This is a genomic window from Micromonospora sp. DSM 45708, assembly GCF_039566955.1.
Classification (GTDB): domain Bacteria; phylum Actinomycetota; class Actinomycetes; order Mycobacteriales; family Micromonosporaceae; genus Micromonospora.
The window spans coordinates 1,795,772-1,810,800 of sequence record NZ_CP154796.1 but is presented as its reverse complement, the minus strand read 5'-3'; the positions used below and the strand labels follow the sequence as shown (position 1 = coordinate 1,810,800).

The 15,029-nt window shown below is 67.2% G+C and carries 10 protein-coding genes and 1 pseudogene; 5 read left to right on the top strand and 6 right to left on the bottom strand.

What is annotated here, in order from left to right:
- Positions 1-54: 54 nt before the first annotated feature.
- A complete protein-coding gene (locus tag VKK44_RS08490) occupies positions 55-4,137 on the top strand; it encodes a CHAT domain-containing protein (protein ID WP_343446297.1) in 4,083 nt (1,360 codons plus the stop codon).
- A gap of 315 nt (positions 4,138-4,452) precedes the next feature.
- Positions 4,453-5,679: an alpha/beta hydrolase gene (locus tag VKK44_RS08485; protein WP_343446296.1), complete on the top strand. Its 1,227-nt coding sequence runs from the start codon at positions 4,453-4,455 to the stop codon at positions 5,677-5,679.
- A 528-nt stretch (positions 5,680-6,207) separates the two neighbouring features.
- Here the strand turns inward: VKK44_RS08485 and VKK44_RS08480 are convergent.
- Complete coding sequence (locus VKK44_RS08480) at positions 6,208-6,555, bottom strand: hypothetical protein (RefSeq protein ID WP_343446295.1); 348 nt, start codon at positions 6,553-6,555, stop codon at positions 6,208-6,210.
- 142 nt (positions 6,556-6,697) lie between these two features.
- Here VKK44_RS08480 and VKK44_RS08475 point away from each other — a divergent pair, with 142 nt between their 5' ends.
- Both VKK44_RS08475 and VKK44_RS08470 read left to right on the top strand, forming a co-directional pair.
- The gene (locus VKK44_RS08475) at positions 6,698-6,997 is read left to right on the top strand and encodes a transposase (RefSeq protein WP_088981155.1); all 300 of its coding nucleotides are present in this window, start codon (positions 6,698-6,700) and stop codon (positions 6,995-6,997) included.
- Positions 6,994-7,884, top strand: coding sequence for an IS3 family transposase (locus VKK44_RS08470; RefSeq protein WP_343446268.1), 891 nt, complete (start codon positions 6,994-6,996; stop codon positions 7,882-7,884). Before VKK44_RS08475 ends, VKK44_RS08470 begins: the two co-directional genes overlap by 4 nt.
- Here VKK44_RS08470 and VKK44_RS08465 read toward each other — a convergent pair.
- From VKK44_RS08465 to VKK44_RS08450, 4 genes are all read right to left on the bottom strand, one after another.
- A complete protein-coding gene (locus tag VKK44_RS08465; protein WP_343446294.1) occupies positions 7,778-8,062 on the bottom strand; it encodes a transposase in 285 nt (94 codons plus the stop codon). The two genes, VKK44_RS08470 and VKK44_RS08465, sit on opposite strands and share 107 nt — an antisense overlap.
- Entirely contained in the window at positions 8,016-8,495 is a 480-nt protein-coding gene (locus VKK44_RS08460; RefSeq protein ID WP_343446293.1) for a transposase family protein, read from the bottom strand. Before VKK44_RS08460 ends, VKK44_RS08465 begins: the two co-directional genes overlap by 47 nt.
- 802 nt (positions 8,496-9,297) lie before the next feature.
- A complete protein-coding gene (locus tag VKK44_RS08455; protein ID WP_343446292.1) occupies positions 9,298-12,699 on the bottom strand; it encodes an NB-ARC domain-containing protein in 3,402 nt (1,133 codons plus the stop codon).
- 65 nt (positions 12,700-12,764) lie between these two features.
- Positions 12,765-13,202, bottom strand: coding sequence for a hypothetical protein (locus VKK44_RS08450; RefSeq protein ID WP_343446291.1), 438 nt, complete (start codon positions 13,200-13,202; stop codon positions 12,765-12,767).
- Between the two features lie 407 nt (positions 13,203-13,609).
- On the opposite strand from VKK44_RS08450, the gene VKK44_RS08440 reads away from it, so the two are divergent.
- Complete coding sequence (locus VKK44_RS08440) at positions 13,610-13,918, top strand: transposase (RefSeq protein WP_216928307.1); 309 nt, start codon at positions 13,610-13,612, stop codon at positions 13,916-13,918.
- Positions 13,919-14,195: 277 nt separating this feature from the next.
- Here VKK44_RS08440 and VKK44_RS08435 read toward each other — a convergent pair.
- A pseudogene (locus tag VKK44_RS08435) lies at positions 14,196-14,979 on the bottom strand (IS256 family transposase); the annotation flags it as partial.
- Positions 14,980-15,029: the final 50 nt, after the last annotated feature.

The following is a 15,029-nucleotide window of genomic DNA, read 5'->3' as shown; positions in this document are numbered from 1 at the left end:
CAAGCCGTTCGGGAACTTGGCGGCGTTCAACCGCACGTTCTGAGGAGGGACGGGATGGACGAGGCCCGCGCGCAACTGTGGCGGGACCTGGCCTCCGCGTTCGAGGCCGTCGTCGGCTCACCCGAGTCGGCCGTCCGGCACGAGGTCCTTGCCTGGTTTGAGCGGGCGTGGCCCGACCTGCGGGAGGACCTCGAGACGATGTCTGGGGCGGAGGCGGTGGCGGCGATACACGCGATGACGCCTTTCCTAGGCGAGGGTGGAGATTGGGCGGCACTGGCGGAAGTTAGCCGTCGAGGGCGAGATCTGACCCCCAGGCTTGATCAGCTCGGGGACCACCTCGCCTTCACTCACCACCTCGGCATCGCCCTGCAGCATCTGGGTGACGCGGCGGGCGCGGAGCAGGCGTTCGAGGAAGTCGCCCGTCGCGCGGAGGCAGCGGGAAACCCCGGTCTGCGCCCGAAGGCGCTGGCCCACCATGCACAACTACGCCGCGATGAGGGCGAACCCGGCGAAGCCGTGGTCTTGTTCCACCGGGCCGCGGAGGCGTACAGCGCGGTCGGTGATCTGCTCGGCGAGGCCAGGACTCTTAGTGATCTGGCCCCGGCGGTAGCCGCTCTCGGTGACCGGGTCGGGGCAGTAAGGTACACCGAGCGTGCGCAGAGCCTGTTCCGTGATCTCGGCGCCCACCGGGCCGAGGCGAGGGCCACCCGGACGCTGGCGAGCATTAGAGCGAACGACGGAGACGCCAACGGTGCCCTGACCCTGTACGACGGCGCGATACGCCTCTTTCTCGCCAGCGGTGCGCCGGCCGACGCCGCCGGATCCGCCTACGACGCGGCCCACCTTCTCGCCAAGCGGGACGACTTGCCGGGATGTGTTCGTTACGCAGAACTGGCGGAGAAACTCGCGGATGAGCACGACGACGAACTACGCCGCTCGGTAGCCGAGATCATCGAATACGCTCGCACCAAAGCCGCTGTCCGGCAGCTCGCCGAGGCAGATTCGGACGACGCCGCTGACCGCCTCATCGAAAGCCATCCCGAGCTTCGCACCCTCATGGGGCTGGTCCTTGCAACGCGAGATCAGCCAGCCCGCATCTACCGACTCGCCGACCATCCGGAATCAGCCGCGCGGCGGGCCGTCGAGGACGAGTGGCAGACGGTGTTGGAGCTGGCTGGGGAGTCCATCCTGCCGGACGGATTGGAAACCCTGGTCCGGCGATACGTACTGGCCGGGCCAGATGGAGATGACGGCTTCCTGGAACGCATCATCGAGCTGGTTCCTGCCGCGACGTTGCCGCGCGTCCGCGGGCGATACCTGCTGTTCCTGATCCGATGCACCACCGACAATCAAATGGCGATCCGGCTGGCCACGGAGGCGGCGGCCCTGCTCGATGCGCCCGGCACCGAGAGGCTCGCAGCCGAAGCCCTCGCCGAGGCCGGTATGGCATGGCGGCGCCTGCGAACCGGTGACTCCCGGCGCAATAAGGAGGAGGCGCTGTCCTGCCTGCGCCGCGCTCTCCGGTCGTATCGCCGCCGGACCGACCCCGACGACTGGGGCCGGGTTATGATCGCCCTCGCGAACGTCTATGCCGAGTACCCGGTGGCCCGCCGCCGCAACCTGCGTCGTGCCATCCGCCGATTCACCGCCGCGCTTACGGTCCTCACCCCGGAAAGGTCACCTGTGGGGCATGCCACGGCGCTCGCCGGTCTCGGCCTGGTGCTGTCTGATCCCGATCTGGCCGACGATCCGCAGAATCTGGAGGCGGCGCGCAGGCACCTCGAACGCTCCCTGAACCTGCTGGACGACCCGGTGACCGCCGCGATCGTGCTACTTAACCTCTGCCGCTGCTATGGCAGGCGCGTGCTGGGGGACCCCGACGCCAACCACGACCTGGCGCTGTTCTATGCGAGGCAGTCCTACGAACTGTGCCGTGCCACGGATCGGCCGATCGACGCGGCGGAGGCAGCGACTGCCGTAGCCGACCTGCTGGCCATGAGCGCCCGGCACTCCGACCGGGAAACATGGCAGGAGGTGCTCGACCTGTACCGGCAGGCGCTCGAGGCGCTTCCGATCGAGGAAGCACCCGCGGCCCACGCGGCGGCCGTCGACAACCTCGCCAACGCGATATCGGCGATGCCCGGCGCGCTTGAAGCGAACTTTGACGAAATCGTCGCGGCACGGCTCACGGCGGCTGAGATCTATCACGACCTCGGCGATATGCGGGAGTGGAGCCGCGCCCTCTACAACCTCGCCGAGACGCTCTCACAGCAACAGCCGCCGGATCATGACAAGGTCATCCAGCTGCACGAGGAGAGCCTGACGGGACGGCCGATCGACGACACACCGACGGAGTGGGCAGAGTCGGCCACCGGCCTGGCACGGGCCTTGAGCCGCCGGGATCGGAACGGCGACGGAGAACGCGCCGAGGGGCTGCTCCGCCGGGTACTCGCCGTGGACATGCCCGGGAAGGCACACGAGGCTGGGGCCCTGCTAGGTCGGCTGCTAGGGAGGCGCGGTGATTGGGCCGCCGCCGCCGAGGCACTGAGCACCGCTGTTGCGGATGCCGACACCCGATACTTCGCCACGATGCTATCCGGCGGCCGGGAAGCCGTACTGACCCGGATCGCTGGCCTACCGCGCGAGGCGGCATACACCCTCGCCCGGGCCGGACGGGCTACCGAAGCCGTGGCGCTTATCGAGGGCGCGCGGGCACGAGAGCTTGGCCGGCTCCTTGAACGCGATCGCGCCGACCTGTCCACGCCCGAGGCCGTCGCGCCCTCGGCGGCTACCGCCTTCCGCAACGCCGTGGCCCGGCTAGTGGTGGCCGAGGCGAGACAGCGCGGCGCCTCCTGGCAAGACGTGGACGAACGCCGCCAGCTGAGAGGTCTCCTGGCTGACGCCCAGGCGCAACTGCATGCCGCAGTCGAGGCGATCCGGGCCGTGCCCGGGTTCGCCGGCTTCGCGAATAAGCCCGACGATGCCCCCCGCCGGGCGGCGGGGGCAGGCGTACCGATCGTCTACCTGATCACTGCCGAGTTCGGCAGCGTCGCCCTGCTGGTCGAGGGCAACAGCCCAGTGGAAGCCGTGTTCGGTCCGCTCACCGAGGACGAGCTGGTCGATCTCTTGTCCGGTGCGAAGTCGCTGATCCACGACCACGACCTGCTGCCTCGCCTCATCGGTCGGCTCGGCGAGCGGTTCCTGGGCGAGGTGGCGCGGCACCTCACCGCCGCCGGGATCGCCGAGGTGGTCATGGTGGCCACCGGGCTGCTCGGCGTGCTTCCGGTCCACGCGGCGCGGTACCGGCGAGACGGCGAGACCAGGTATCTGCTGGACGACGTAGTGATGTCGTTCGCTCCCTCGGCCCGATCGCTGCTCGCGGCCCGGCCCGCCGACCGGCCGGGAGACGCCCGGCTAGTCGGCGTCGCAGAGCCGCAGCCGAGCGGGCTCGAGAAGCTGCCCTTCGCGGTGGCTGAGGCAACTGCCGTGCGGCAACTGTTTCCCGGCACCAGCAGCGTGCTCACCGGACCGGAAGCCACCAAGCCGGCGCTTGTCCGGGAGCTGGCCGGGGCTACCCACGTCCATCTGGCCTGTCACGGCAGTTTCGACATCGACCAGCCGCTGCGGTCGGGCCTTTTCCTGGCCAACGATGACATGCTGACCTTGGGGGAACTCTTTGACGTCCGACCGCTGGCCGGTGTGCGCCTCGTTGTCGCGTCGGCCTGTCAGAGCGCCGTCAGCGACGTCGCACATGCCCCCGACGAGGCCACCGGCCTGCCGACGGGCCTGGTGTACGCCGGCGCGGACACCGTAGCCGGCACGTTGTGGAACTTGAGCGACCAGGTCGCCTCGCTGCTGGTCGGCCGCTTCTACATCTACCACTTCCAGGGTGATTCGGATGCTGGCCGAGGACCGATGTCGGCGGCGCAGGCCATGGCCAGGGCGCAGGCCTGGCTGCGCGACTCGACTATCGAGGAGATCAATCGTTTCGCCGACGAAGCCGACCTGCCTCGCCTTCAGCTTCGGTGGGTGAGAGTCCCGTTTGCGAACGAGCCGGCGCACTGGGCACCGTTCGTGGTTATCGGTCCCGGCGCCCACGACGTGTCGGACGGGCATTCCAGCTCCCGCGATGGGTGAAGGGTGCCCGGTGGCTCGGGTCGGCCAGGCAGCACTGGGCAGTGCTGCCAACGTCCTATAGCTCTTGCGGCAGCTTGGAGTCCGGATCGAGCATCCAAAGCTGGCGGCCCGTAGGGCGTCGGCGCCGCCGAGCCGCTGATCGAGGCGAGGTGGTGACAGAAACAGGCCGGGGGTCGCCTCGTCCCGTTTCCCCGGCGGGGAGCCGACCACGCCGGCCGCGTCGGCCGGCCACGTACGCGGTGCGGGGGTGAGAGCTCGTAGGCCATCGCCGAGGCCTTCAGATGGGTCACGTGCCACCCGCCTATGCTCGATGTGATGAACGAGTCACGCGTTTTGGTCGACGCCGTCGGTGCGGTGTGGCCAGAGGAGCCGGGGCCCGAGGCCGCCGCGATCGAGCCCGCTCTGATCGACGCCTTGCGGGAGTTGGACGCCGCCAGCCCGGACCAGGTCGAGAGCGCGCAGAATCGCATCCTCGCCGTGCTGAGCGAGGCGCCCGATCTGCACCGCCGCGTCGAGTCGGCGATCCTGGCGGCGATGCTCGGCCCAGGGCGCGGCGTGGAAACTCCACAGTCGCTGGCCCTGACGGAGCGGCGCAGCGAGGTCGAGATCGCATACGCCACCGACCGCGTACCCACCGACGAGCCGGCGGAGGTCTATGGCGCGGGCCGCGACCGCACGCTGCGATATGGCAGGGCGTGGGTCGCGCTTCCCGATGACCATCGGACGGGCAAGCTGCCCCGGCCGAAGCGGCGATGGCGCCTCAAGTTCCGCAAGCCGGAAGACACGGGCTTACGCATGGAGGAGTCGAAGAGCCTCACCGCCACCGTTGCCCGGATGCGTGACCGGGCACCAGGCCGTGACGTGCTGATCTTCGTGCACGGCTACAACGTATCGTTCGTCAATGCCGTCCGGCGTACCGCGCAGCTCGCCTACGACCTGGACTTCGGCGGCGTACCGGTCCTCTACAGCTGGCCATCCGCGGGCTCGCCCGCAGCCTACGTCGCCGACGGCGCGGCCGCCGATGGCACGCAGCGCCGTTTCCGCGCGTTCCTCACCTCTCTCATGGAGTCCACCGAGGGTGGTCGGGTGCACGTCATCGCGCACAGTATGGGCAACCGCATCCTCACCGAGGCGCTCAGCAGACTGGCCGGCTACAAACTGGGGCATGTGGTGTTCGCCGCACCGGACCTCGACGCGGAGCAGTTCCGGGACCGGGTCGCCGACTTCTCGGGCACTGCCGAGCGGTTCACCCTGTACGTCAACGACAGTGACCTGGCCATGGCCGCCTCCGGATCGCGCGCGCTCGCGAACGCTCCTCGGGCGGGCCGCGGCGGTATCGGCCTCGTTGTGCTCGACGGAATTGACACCATCGACGCGAGCCGGGTCGAGACCGGTCTCATGGGTCACTCTTATGCGATGGAGCGTCGCACGATCGTCGGCGACATCCACCTCATGATCCATCATGATCACCCGCCCCACGAGCGGCCCGGCCTGAGCCCAATGATGTCGACGGACGGGCCGTTCTGGGCGATCCGGCCGTGAGTAACGCGCGGCAGGAGCTGAACGAGGCCACCGACTTGCTCCGCGCGTACCGGCGGGACACGAGCCTGAGGCCCTACCTGGATGAGTCGATCCGGCGGCTCGGGAACTCGTAAACCGTCTACCGGCCGGTGACAAGGTGCTTCCGGCCACGTTGACCGATCTCACTCGTGGCGCTGCGGGAACGCTCGCCGGGCGACCTCGACGCCGGTGCCTTTCGCCCGGCGTGCCGGCGAGCGGGACCGGCTCGCCGTGATACGCCAGCGGGCGAGGATCGCGACGCGCCTCTCGCGGCCGGATCTGGCCGGGTGCCGCGCGGTGATCACGCTTGAGGATGAGGCCTCGCGCTCACCGCTCTTACTTCCGTCCACCGGTGCGGCGGCGAGGACCAGAAGCGGGTATCGCGTATCGCGGCCCGCGATACGTCGTGGGGTGTGGTCCGGTCACGCGGCGGGCTGGGTCTCCTGACGTGCGGCGCTTTACCGATGGCGAGGGCGTGCAGCGGCACAGTCGCTACGCCATTGACGGCGGCTAGCGTGAGCAGCACGCCGCGCCAGCCGAGCTGCGCGACGAGCAGGCCAGTGAGGGGCATGCGGAGGTGCTGGCGAACTCTGCGACGACGGTGACCGCGAGCAGCGCGGTGGGGCGCCGGTCGGGGGTCATTAGGCCACGTGTGCTCTCTAGGGAGATGAGTTGGTCGTCGGTGAGGGAGACCATCAGTTCTTCTGCCGCTGCGTAGGCCCGGAGGGTCACAACCTGGGGCTCCAATCCGGCCAACCAGCGCAGGGACAGCTGCTCAGCCCAGACGGTACCGGTGAGGAGCGCCTGGGCATTGCTCTGCGGGTCCTTGGCGTCCAGCCAGGTGCCGGTGACCTGCACCGGCAGAACCAAACGGTGGTTAGCGACACCGGGCGTCAGGTAGACATCGCGAAGGTGAGTTGGATCTGCCCGAGCGGCATGTGATGGAGGGAGTGCCCTTCCCCTCGTAGCGTGGAGGCCAGAGCTTGAGGGATAGAGGTTCATGGCTGAGACGAGACGCCAGTTCGATCCGGAGTTCCGGGCGGGCGCGGTGCGCATCGTGCGTGAGACGGGCAAGTCGATCGCTCAGGTCGCCCGCGACCTGGGGATCAACAGCGGGACCCTGGCCAACTGGGTGAAGAGGGACCGCGAGACTCGCGGTGAGGCCGCTGCTGGGCAGCTGGCCGAGGACGAGCGGGCGGAGCTGGCACGGTTGCGGCGGGAGAACGCGGAGCTGGCGATGGAGCGTGATGTCCTCAAGCGATCCGTGGTCCTGTGGGTCAAGGAAGCGACGGGCCGGTGAGCGTGGCCGCCTTCATCGCTTCCCAGAGGACCGAGCATGACGTGCCGCACGCGCTGGCCTGCCGGGCGTTGGGGGTGTCCGAGTCCTGGTTCTACAAGTGGCGTGACCGGCCGCCAACGCCCCGCGATGACCGGCGTGCCCGGCTGGCGGACGCCGTTCAGAAGGTGTTCGACGACTCGGGCGGCACCTACGGCAGCCCTCGCATCGGCATCGAGCTGCGCGAGTCCGGCTGGCAGGTCTCCGACAACACGATCGCGCAGCTCATGGCCGAGCTGGGCTTGGCCGCCCGGGTCAAGCGCCGCCGGCGGGGCCTGACCCGCCAAGGTAAGCGTCCGGCCGCACCGGACCTCATCAAGCGGGTGTTCACCGCGCCCGCGCCGGATGTCGCCTGGTGCGGCGACATGACCGAGATCCGCACCCACGAGGGCAAGCTCTACCTCGCCACGGTCATCGACCTGTACTCGCGTCGGATCCTCGGCTACGCGATGGGCGCCCACCACGACGCCGGGCTGGTCGTCGCGGCGCTGAACATGGCCGCCGTGACCCGCGGCGGCAGCGTCGAAGGGGTGATCTTCCACAGCGACAGAGGCAGCGAATACACCTCGGCAGACTTCACCCGAGCCTGCGCCCGCTGGAAGGTACGCCAGTCAATGGGGCGGGTCGGGTCGTGCTTCGACAACGCCGTCGCCGAGGCCACCTTCTCCACCATCAAGGTCGAGTACGTCCACCGCCGTCACTTCCGCACCCGCACAGAAGCCCGCTTGAAGATCGCGACCTGGATCACCGACTTCTACAACCGGCGCCGCCGGCACTCCGTCTGCGACTGGCGCTCGCCCATCGACTACGAACGATCAGAGACCCGCGCCCTGGAGGCCCGGGCCGCATAACGGAGCCCTCCACGATTCCAGGGGATTGACAGAGGGTGTCGGCGGTGCGGTCGGGCAGAACGTCAATCGGCCGGCGGGTGTGCATGTCGAGCAGCACCGTCGCATATCGGTGCCCTCGGCGGCGGGCGAAGTCATCGACGCCCAGCACCGACGGGGTCACCGGCGCAGGATCGGGCATACGGCGGATCATCCGGATCAACGTCGAACGGGACACCGACGCCGCCCAACCGATGCGCCAACCGGCTGCCCGGTCGACCGCCCAACGCCACCGCGACGGCCTCCAGGTCACCAGCCGCCATGACGGCGTGACGGGCATGCCTTCGGGTCAACCCCGGCACCTGCTCGACGAACGTTCGCCGCCCGCATCCGGCGTTCACGCAGGCGAATCGGCGGACCGTCAACGCGACCAACACCTCATGGCCACCCAACCTGACATCGGCCAACCGCCGCACATGGCGACCATGCACCATGGTCGACCACGCACCGCAGACCCCGCACGACGCCCGCGCCGTCTCCGTCGCTGCGTCGATCCTGACCGTCACGCCCCGAACCACCACCGCTTCCAACCGCAGGCCCGTCAGGTGCGGCAGCAACGCCGGAATGATCTCCACCTGGCACCCAACCCGAACTACCGGCGAGCGCGACTCACAAAATGTGTGCCAGAGCCCCGTTTGAAGCGGCGTTGACACAGGCACGAAGCTTTATGCCTTGCCTGGGTGGCTGCTCACATGCTGGTCGAAGCCCCACTGCCCGCATGGGCGTGCGGTCGTGAGGTTGTCGCCGTCGGCGGTCCTCCTGCACGTATCGATTACCGTGACTGTAGGGCCGTTGCCCAGGCAACCGTTGTGGGAAAGAGGAGACTTGAACCCAGAAGAACCTCTTGTCGAGCCCTTTCAGGACTTGTCATTGGTTGTCAAAACCCTTGCTACCCTCCGTGGCCGAATCTGGCTTGTCATTGACTGTCAGAAGTAGGCGCTGAGATGCGCAGACATGACCAAGCGATGATCGCTACTTGTCAATGGTTGTCAACCCACGCGCGGGGGTTTTCGGGGTAAACGGGGGCCGACAGGGCGCCGCCAGTCCACCGCTTCCGCTCCCCCATCAGCAGGACACCCGTCACCAAGGGAACGGCGCGCGCCCCCTACCCATCGCTGCCCGCTGGCCGCAGGCATGGGGGTTCGTGTCGGTTGATCGACACGAACCGACACCCACCTCGGGTTGCGCGTTGTTGGTGCCATCCCGATCGGTCGACGGTCACCCTACCCGGACTGCACGAGGGCTCCCGGGCGAAGTTGCAGGCTCTGCTCCCGTACCACGACGAGGCGGGTGCCCCTCGGAGCCGGACTCGCTGCCGAGCTCGTGGTTCCCGCCTACTGCGGCGGGAATGGGGCACGCGCACGACGCATCCTGCCGTCAGTCAGGGCAAGCCGAGCGTTGCCCGCCACCGTCAGCGGTGAAGGCGCTTGATTGAGAGTCGGGCGCATTCTGATCGAGTGGCTGTCGGGCATGCGGGATAGCAGGATGCTGCACCAGATGGAACACATGAACGCCCATGTCGCCTACCACGCAGAGCCTCCGGTCGGGGCCACACCAGGCGACATCCATGATGGGACCGGCCACCTGCATGGAAGCAATATTCACGAAATCGCCCCAAGTCCACACCCGCACGGAGCCGTCATCGCTACCCGTCAGCAAGTATTGGCCATCGCTACTGAGCGCACAGGCTCGAATAGTGTTGGCATGGGCGCGAACCGTGATTGTTGGAACTCCGGTGGGCAATAACCACACTTGAAGCTGGCCGTCGGCGCCCCCGGTGATCAACTCTCTTCCCGACGGCGTTATCGCGCAGCAATGGATCGCGCCACTGTGGCGCCTCGGCAGCTTGAAGGGGTATTGCGTGCCTGTCACAAGGCCCACCTGCACCTCGGAGTCCCAGCCGACTGAAGCGAGCCAGACACCGTCGGGACTGAAGGCGCAGTCTGCCACCCAGTTGTCGTGGCCGCCGAAGACCCTGGTAACAGTGCGCTCGGGCATGGCCCATACGGTCACTGTGCCATTTTGAGTGCCGGCCGCGATGTGACGCCCGTCAGGGGAGAACCGGCAGCACTCAATCCTGCTCTCGGCCTGCGGCAACAGCACGTGCTGCGCCCCGGTACTCACGTCCCACACGGTCAGGCCTCCGACCGAGTCGGCTGCGACCGCGTAGGCACCGTCAGGGCTCAGGTCTGCCGCCACAATCGCGGCGCCTCGCCCGAGAGTACGGTGGGTGCACTGCTCGACTGTCCATAGTTGTAGTTCGCCGTCGCGAGCGCCGGTCAGCAGCAGGTCCCCGCTCGATGTCGATGCGCAGGAGCTGGTGCGCGCGCGGGCGGCCGGTTCCGGTAGATCGGCGGCCGGGAGGCTTGTGTCCCAGAGTCGCGTTGACCGGTCCCACCCAGCCGAGAGCAGCCATCGTCCATCGTTACTGAATGCGCAATCCGTGACATACCAGCTATGACCGTAGAGCACAGTCCGTATCGCCCGCCGACTGGCCTCCCAGACTCGAACTGTGCGGTCATCTCCGCCACTGACGATGAACTCGCCGGACGGTGAAACAGCGACGGCATTGACCCGGCCCCGGTGGCCAGGCAATTCGACGAATGCGTGGGGCGTGGAGACCTTCCACACCCGAACCATCTCATCCTCCCCTGAAGTGACGAACCAGGAGCCGTCAGGAGCGATCGCACAGGAGGTCGCCATACCGACATGTCCGGTCCAGGCCCCGATCTCCGTACCGGCTTCCGTGGCCCAGCGCCGGAGTTGACCGTCCGCGCTGGTGGTCAGCACCCATTGCCCGTCAGGGGAAAAGGAACCGGAGAGCACTCTGTCCGAGTGCCCACCGTACGTCAGCAGTTCCGAATTCGTGCCGGTGTCCCAGATTCGGGCAGTTCGATCATCGCCGAAGGTCAACAGCTTTGAGCCGTCAGCCGAGAGGGCGCAGCCGTTCAATTTCGCCGTGTGCCCGTTCAAGACCGTGCGATTCCGGCGGGACAATAGGTCCCAGACCCTTACCGTCCCGTCTGAGCTGGTGGTGTACAAGGTGAGTTGGTCGGGCGAGTAGGCACAGTCGGTGACTGCATCGAGATGCCCCGACAGAATGTAAATCCGCTGTCCGGTGTCCCGACTCCAGACCGTCACATCTGGCCCCGCACCAACGGTGGCAACGTATTTCGCGTCTGGCGACAGCTCTGAACCGCTGATCTGCGTTACACCGTCAGTGACGACACGCACCAGGGCGGCGTTCTGGTCGGGTAATGGCCAAAAGTTTTCGATGGCGACCAAACCAGGAATCACGGACGCCTGATAACGGGTGATCACCTCGGAAAGTTCCGGTACACCGGCGAGCCGACTGATGATGACAGCGGGGTACGATCGGTCTTTGGTGATGGGCTGAAGGACGTGGGCGTCCCGCCCGAGGGCCGCCTTCAGACCGGCGGCCAGCGGCGTGTCTACCCGAGCTAGATCGGCCTCGACCGCAGCCACGTCATATCGGCGGCTCTTCTCGACCAGCCACCGAAGGTCGGTCAGCAGCGTGTCAAGATCCTCGGTGTCATCACTCTCGGCTAGGTGGTAGGCGAGGTGCTGCCACAGGTAGTCACAACTATCGGGCAGCGCCCACCACGGCACGGGGCCTTTCTCTTTCGTCAGGCCTGCCTCGGTCTGATAGGAGCGGAGGAAGACTGAGTTGAGCGCACGGATGCTGTCGTCTCCGGACAGATGCCGTAGGTACTGCCGAAGTACATCATGGAGACGAACCGCACGTTCGGTGAATCGATACGCGGCGAACAGCGACAACTCCACCATTTCCTCGACTGCCTTGACTACGGCGCGCTCGTCGTAGTCGGCAGTGGCGCTCCACAGCGTGGACATCTCGTGGAACGGAATGTCGACGTCTTCGGCAAAGATGGCCAACTCCCTGTAGCGTTTCCGGCTGCCGTCGCTGAGTAGATCCATACTGGCCCGGACGGTGGCGTCGACTGCTCGGCTCCTGGCTGCAGATCGGGTGACGTCGAGAGTGGCGGGTCCGTGTTCGGAGAGCCGCCGCACCGCCTCGGCGGCGGCAGCGGGCAGGTTGTCTCCGCGTTGCACGGCATGCCGCAGCTGAGCGTTGACGAGACCGAGCAGTAAGGGCCACCGTCCGGTCAGTTCAAGGAGCCGCCTTCGTTCGTGCGAAGGCATGCCAGGCAAGCCGGCGGTTAGAACCGCAACTGACTCTCGTTGCTCCATCTGATCAACGCGCACGAAGTGTGCACCGTCAGGGATGACAGTCGGGATGCGTGTGGTGATGAGCCGAGTGCAGCTCCGACCACCGATCATGAACGGTCCGAGCGCTGCTTCTTCCCACACATCGTCGAGTACCAGCAGGGTCGGTGGATGCTGATCAAGCAGATAGCCCAGACGACTGCCGGCCTGTTCAAGGGTGCCAAGCGCGCCACCGCCGAGACGATTGCAAAGGTCGTTAACGAGAGAAAGCAACTCGGCGCCACTCTTGTCCTGACCAACCGTCACCCACAACAACCCACCGGGGAATCTCTCGCGAAGCGCCTGGCCGGAGCAGACATACGTAGCGAGGGTCGTCTTGCCGAACCCGCCTGCACCATGCAGTGCTGTGGTTACCCCAACCGCTGTTCCCGAGCCCTCCATCAGGTAGCCGATCAGCTCGGCGGTCAGGTCCGGGCGGTCGACCGGGCGACGGCCCCCGAGTCCTGGGACCTCCCAGCCGACGTACCCGGACCCAGCGGCGGTCGGGCTCGGTGACTGGTTGTAGACGACCACGGAGCCACCAGGCGCGTTGTACTGGGTGGATCCGTCCCGGGTCTCGTAGGAGCCGCCCGCCGTGGTCAATGCGCCCGCCCGCCGCCCGGCTGGTACTGGTGGACGACCACGTTTCCGCCCGGCGCGTTGTATTGGGATGAGCTATCTCGGGCAATGAACGTGTTGGCGAAAGACTGCTGGGCAGTTGGAAGGTCCGCACGCACCCGCTCGGCCCACTCACGTAGGTCCTCGGCGGCTTCGGGGAACTCTTCAAGGAGGTCGGCTAGACGTTGCTGCCAGGTCTGTGCCTCTCGCTCGATGGCTGCTAGTCGGTCATCGGCTCCCTCAATCGTCAGCGCACTCTCGTCAGCCCAGCGCTGGGCTAGTGCGGCACGGCGGTCACCGCCTCGCCCGAACAGCTTCGCCAGCCCGTCGCGCGCGACGCCCCACACATCGGTCGCAACCGCTCCTACCAGCGCAGACCCGCCGGCGCCGGCAACCCCCATCAACCACTCCGCTACCATCGTCGCTCCCCATGGTCACCCTCGCCCCTAGAACAACCGTCTACAGTAGCGACGACGTGAAATGTCTGCATGAGCCAAGCAGCGATCCGTTGGTTGCTGCGCCCCGCTAGTGTGCTGCCGGATTACACCGCAGGTATCCCTCGGTCTACCGACTTGTCGGCTCCGCCTGATTCTCAATGCTGTTTGTCAAGTGGCGAGGGCGGTCAGGGGTTGCTCTTCTTCGTAGGGTCGGTCGTCGCGCAGCATCGCCCAGAGCACGTTCACGCGGCGCCGGGCGAGGGCGAGAACGGCTTGACCGTGACGTTTGCCCTGAGCTCGTTTGCGCTCGTAGAAGGACTTGGGTCTGCTGCACCGATAGGTGACATCTGAGATGGCTTGCCCTGGTGGCGGGCTGGAAGGATGTCGCTGTGCCCAAGCCCTACCCTCGTGAGTTCCGTGATGACGTCGTGCGGGTGGCCCGTGACCGGGACCCGGGCGTGACGGTCGAGCAGATCGCCAAGGACTTCGGAGTCCACCCGATGACGTTGTTCAAGTGGATGCGCCAGGCTGACGTTGACGCCGGAACCAGACCAGGTGTCAGCGGCGGCGAGTCGGCCGAGCTGCGGGAGGCACGCAAGCGGATCAAGCTGCTGGAGCAGGAGAACGAGGTCCTGCGGCGGGCCGCGGCATATCTGTCGCAGGCGCATCTGCCGGGAAAAGGCTCTACCCGCTCGTGAGCGAGCTGGCCGCCGACGGGATCCCCGTGGCGGTGACGTGCCGGGTATTGAGCATCGCTCGTCAGCCCTACTACCGGTGGCGTGCCCGCCGGGTCACCGACGCTGAACTCGCTGCGCGTACCGGGCCAACGCTCTGTTCGACGCCCACCGTGATGACCCGGAGTTCGGCTACCGGTTCCTGGCCGATGGGGCCAGCGCTGCTGGCAAGCCGATGGTCGAGCGCACCGCCTGGAGAATCTGCTCCGGCATTGGCTGGTTCAGCGTGTTCAGCAAGCGCAAGGTTGCGCAGGTAGTGGGTGCGGCACCGCTGCCAGCTCGCGCCAGGAAGGGCGGCGCCGATCGCGGCGATGAGGCCGCGGTGGGCGTCGGAGATGACCAGCTGGACGCCGGACAGCCCGCGGGCCGTCAGTGACCGCAGGAACGCTACCAGCCGGCCCCGTCCTCGTCCGAGGCGACGTCGACGCCGAGGACTTCACGTTGGCCGTCGGCGTTGACCCCGACCGCGACCAAGGCGTGGACGTTGACCGTGCGGCCGGCCTCGCGGACCTTCATCGTCAACGCGTCCATCCACACGAACGTGTAGTGGGCGGCGTCCAAGGGCCGGTTACGGAACGCCTCGATCTGTGCGTCGAGGTGGGTGGCCATCTCCGAGACCTGGGACTTCGACAGCTGCCGGATGCCGAGCTGTTCGACGAGCTTCTCCACCCGCCGGGTCGACACCCCCAGCAGATACGAGGTGGCCACCACCGACACCAGGGCCTGCTCGGCCCGCCGCCGATGGTCAGCAACCAGTCCGGGAAGTACGAGCCCTGCCGCAGTTTCGGGATCGCCAGGTCGATCGTCCCGGCGCAGGTGTCTCATTCTCGGGTCCGGTAGCCGTTGCGGGAGTTGACCCGCTCGTAGCTGCGTTGCCCGTAGCCTGCGCCGCAGATCGCGTCGGCCTCGGCGGACATCATCGCCTGCGCGAACGTTTTGATCATCGCCTGCAATACGTCCGGCGACGTGCCCTCGATCTGCTCGCGCAGCAGGTCAGCAGGGTTCACACTCTCTGAAGCGGCCATCGCGTTCTCTCTTCCTTCTCTGACTTGGTCGTCTTTGAGGATCGACGCGA

Bases quoted from the DNA above. Each gene is read 5' to 3' on its own strand.
- VKK44_RS08490 (WP_343446297.1), top strand. From the start codon at position 55: ATGGACGAGGCCCGCGCGCAACTGTGGCGGGACCTGGCCTCCGCGTTC.
- VKK44_RS08485 (WP_343446296.1), top strand. From the start codon at position 4,453: ATGAACGAGTCACGCGTTTTGGTCGACGCCGTCGGTGCGGTGTGGCCA.
- VKK44_RS08475 (WP_088981155.1), top strand. From the start codon at position 6,698: ATGGCTGAGACGAGACGCCAGTTCGATCCGGAGTTCCGGGCGGGCGCG.
- VKK44_RS08465 (WP_343446294.1), bottom strand. From the start codon at position 8,062: ATGCCCGATCCTGCGCCGGTGACCCCGTCGGTGCTGGGCGTCGATGAC.
- VKK44_RS08450 (WP_343446291.1), bottom strand. From the start codon at position 13,202: ATGGTAGCGGAGTGGTTGATGGGGGTTGCCGGCGCCGGCGGGTCTGCG.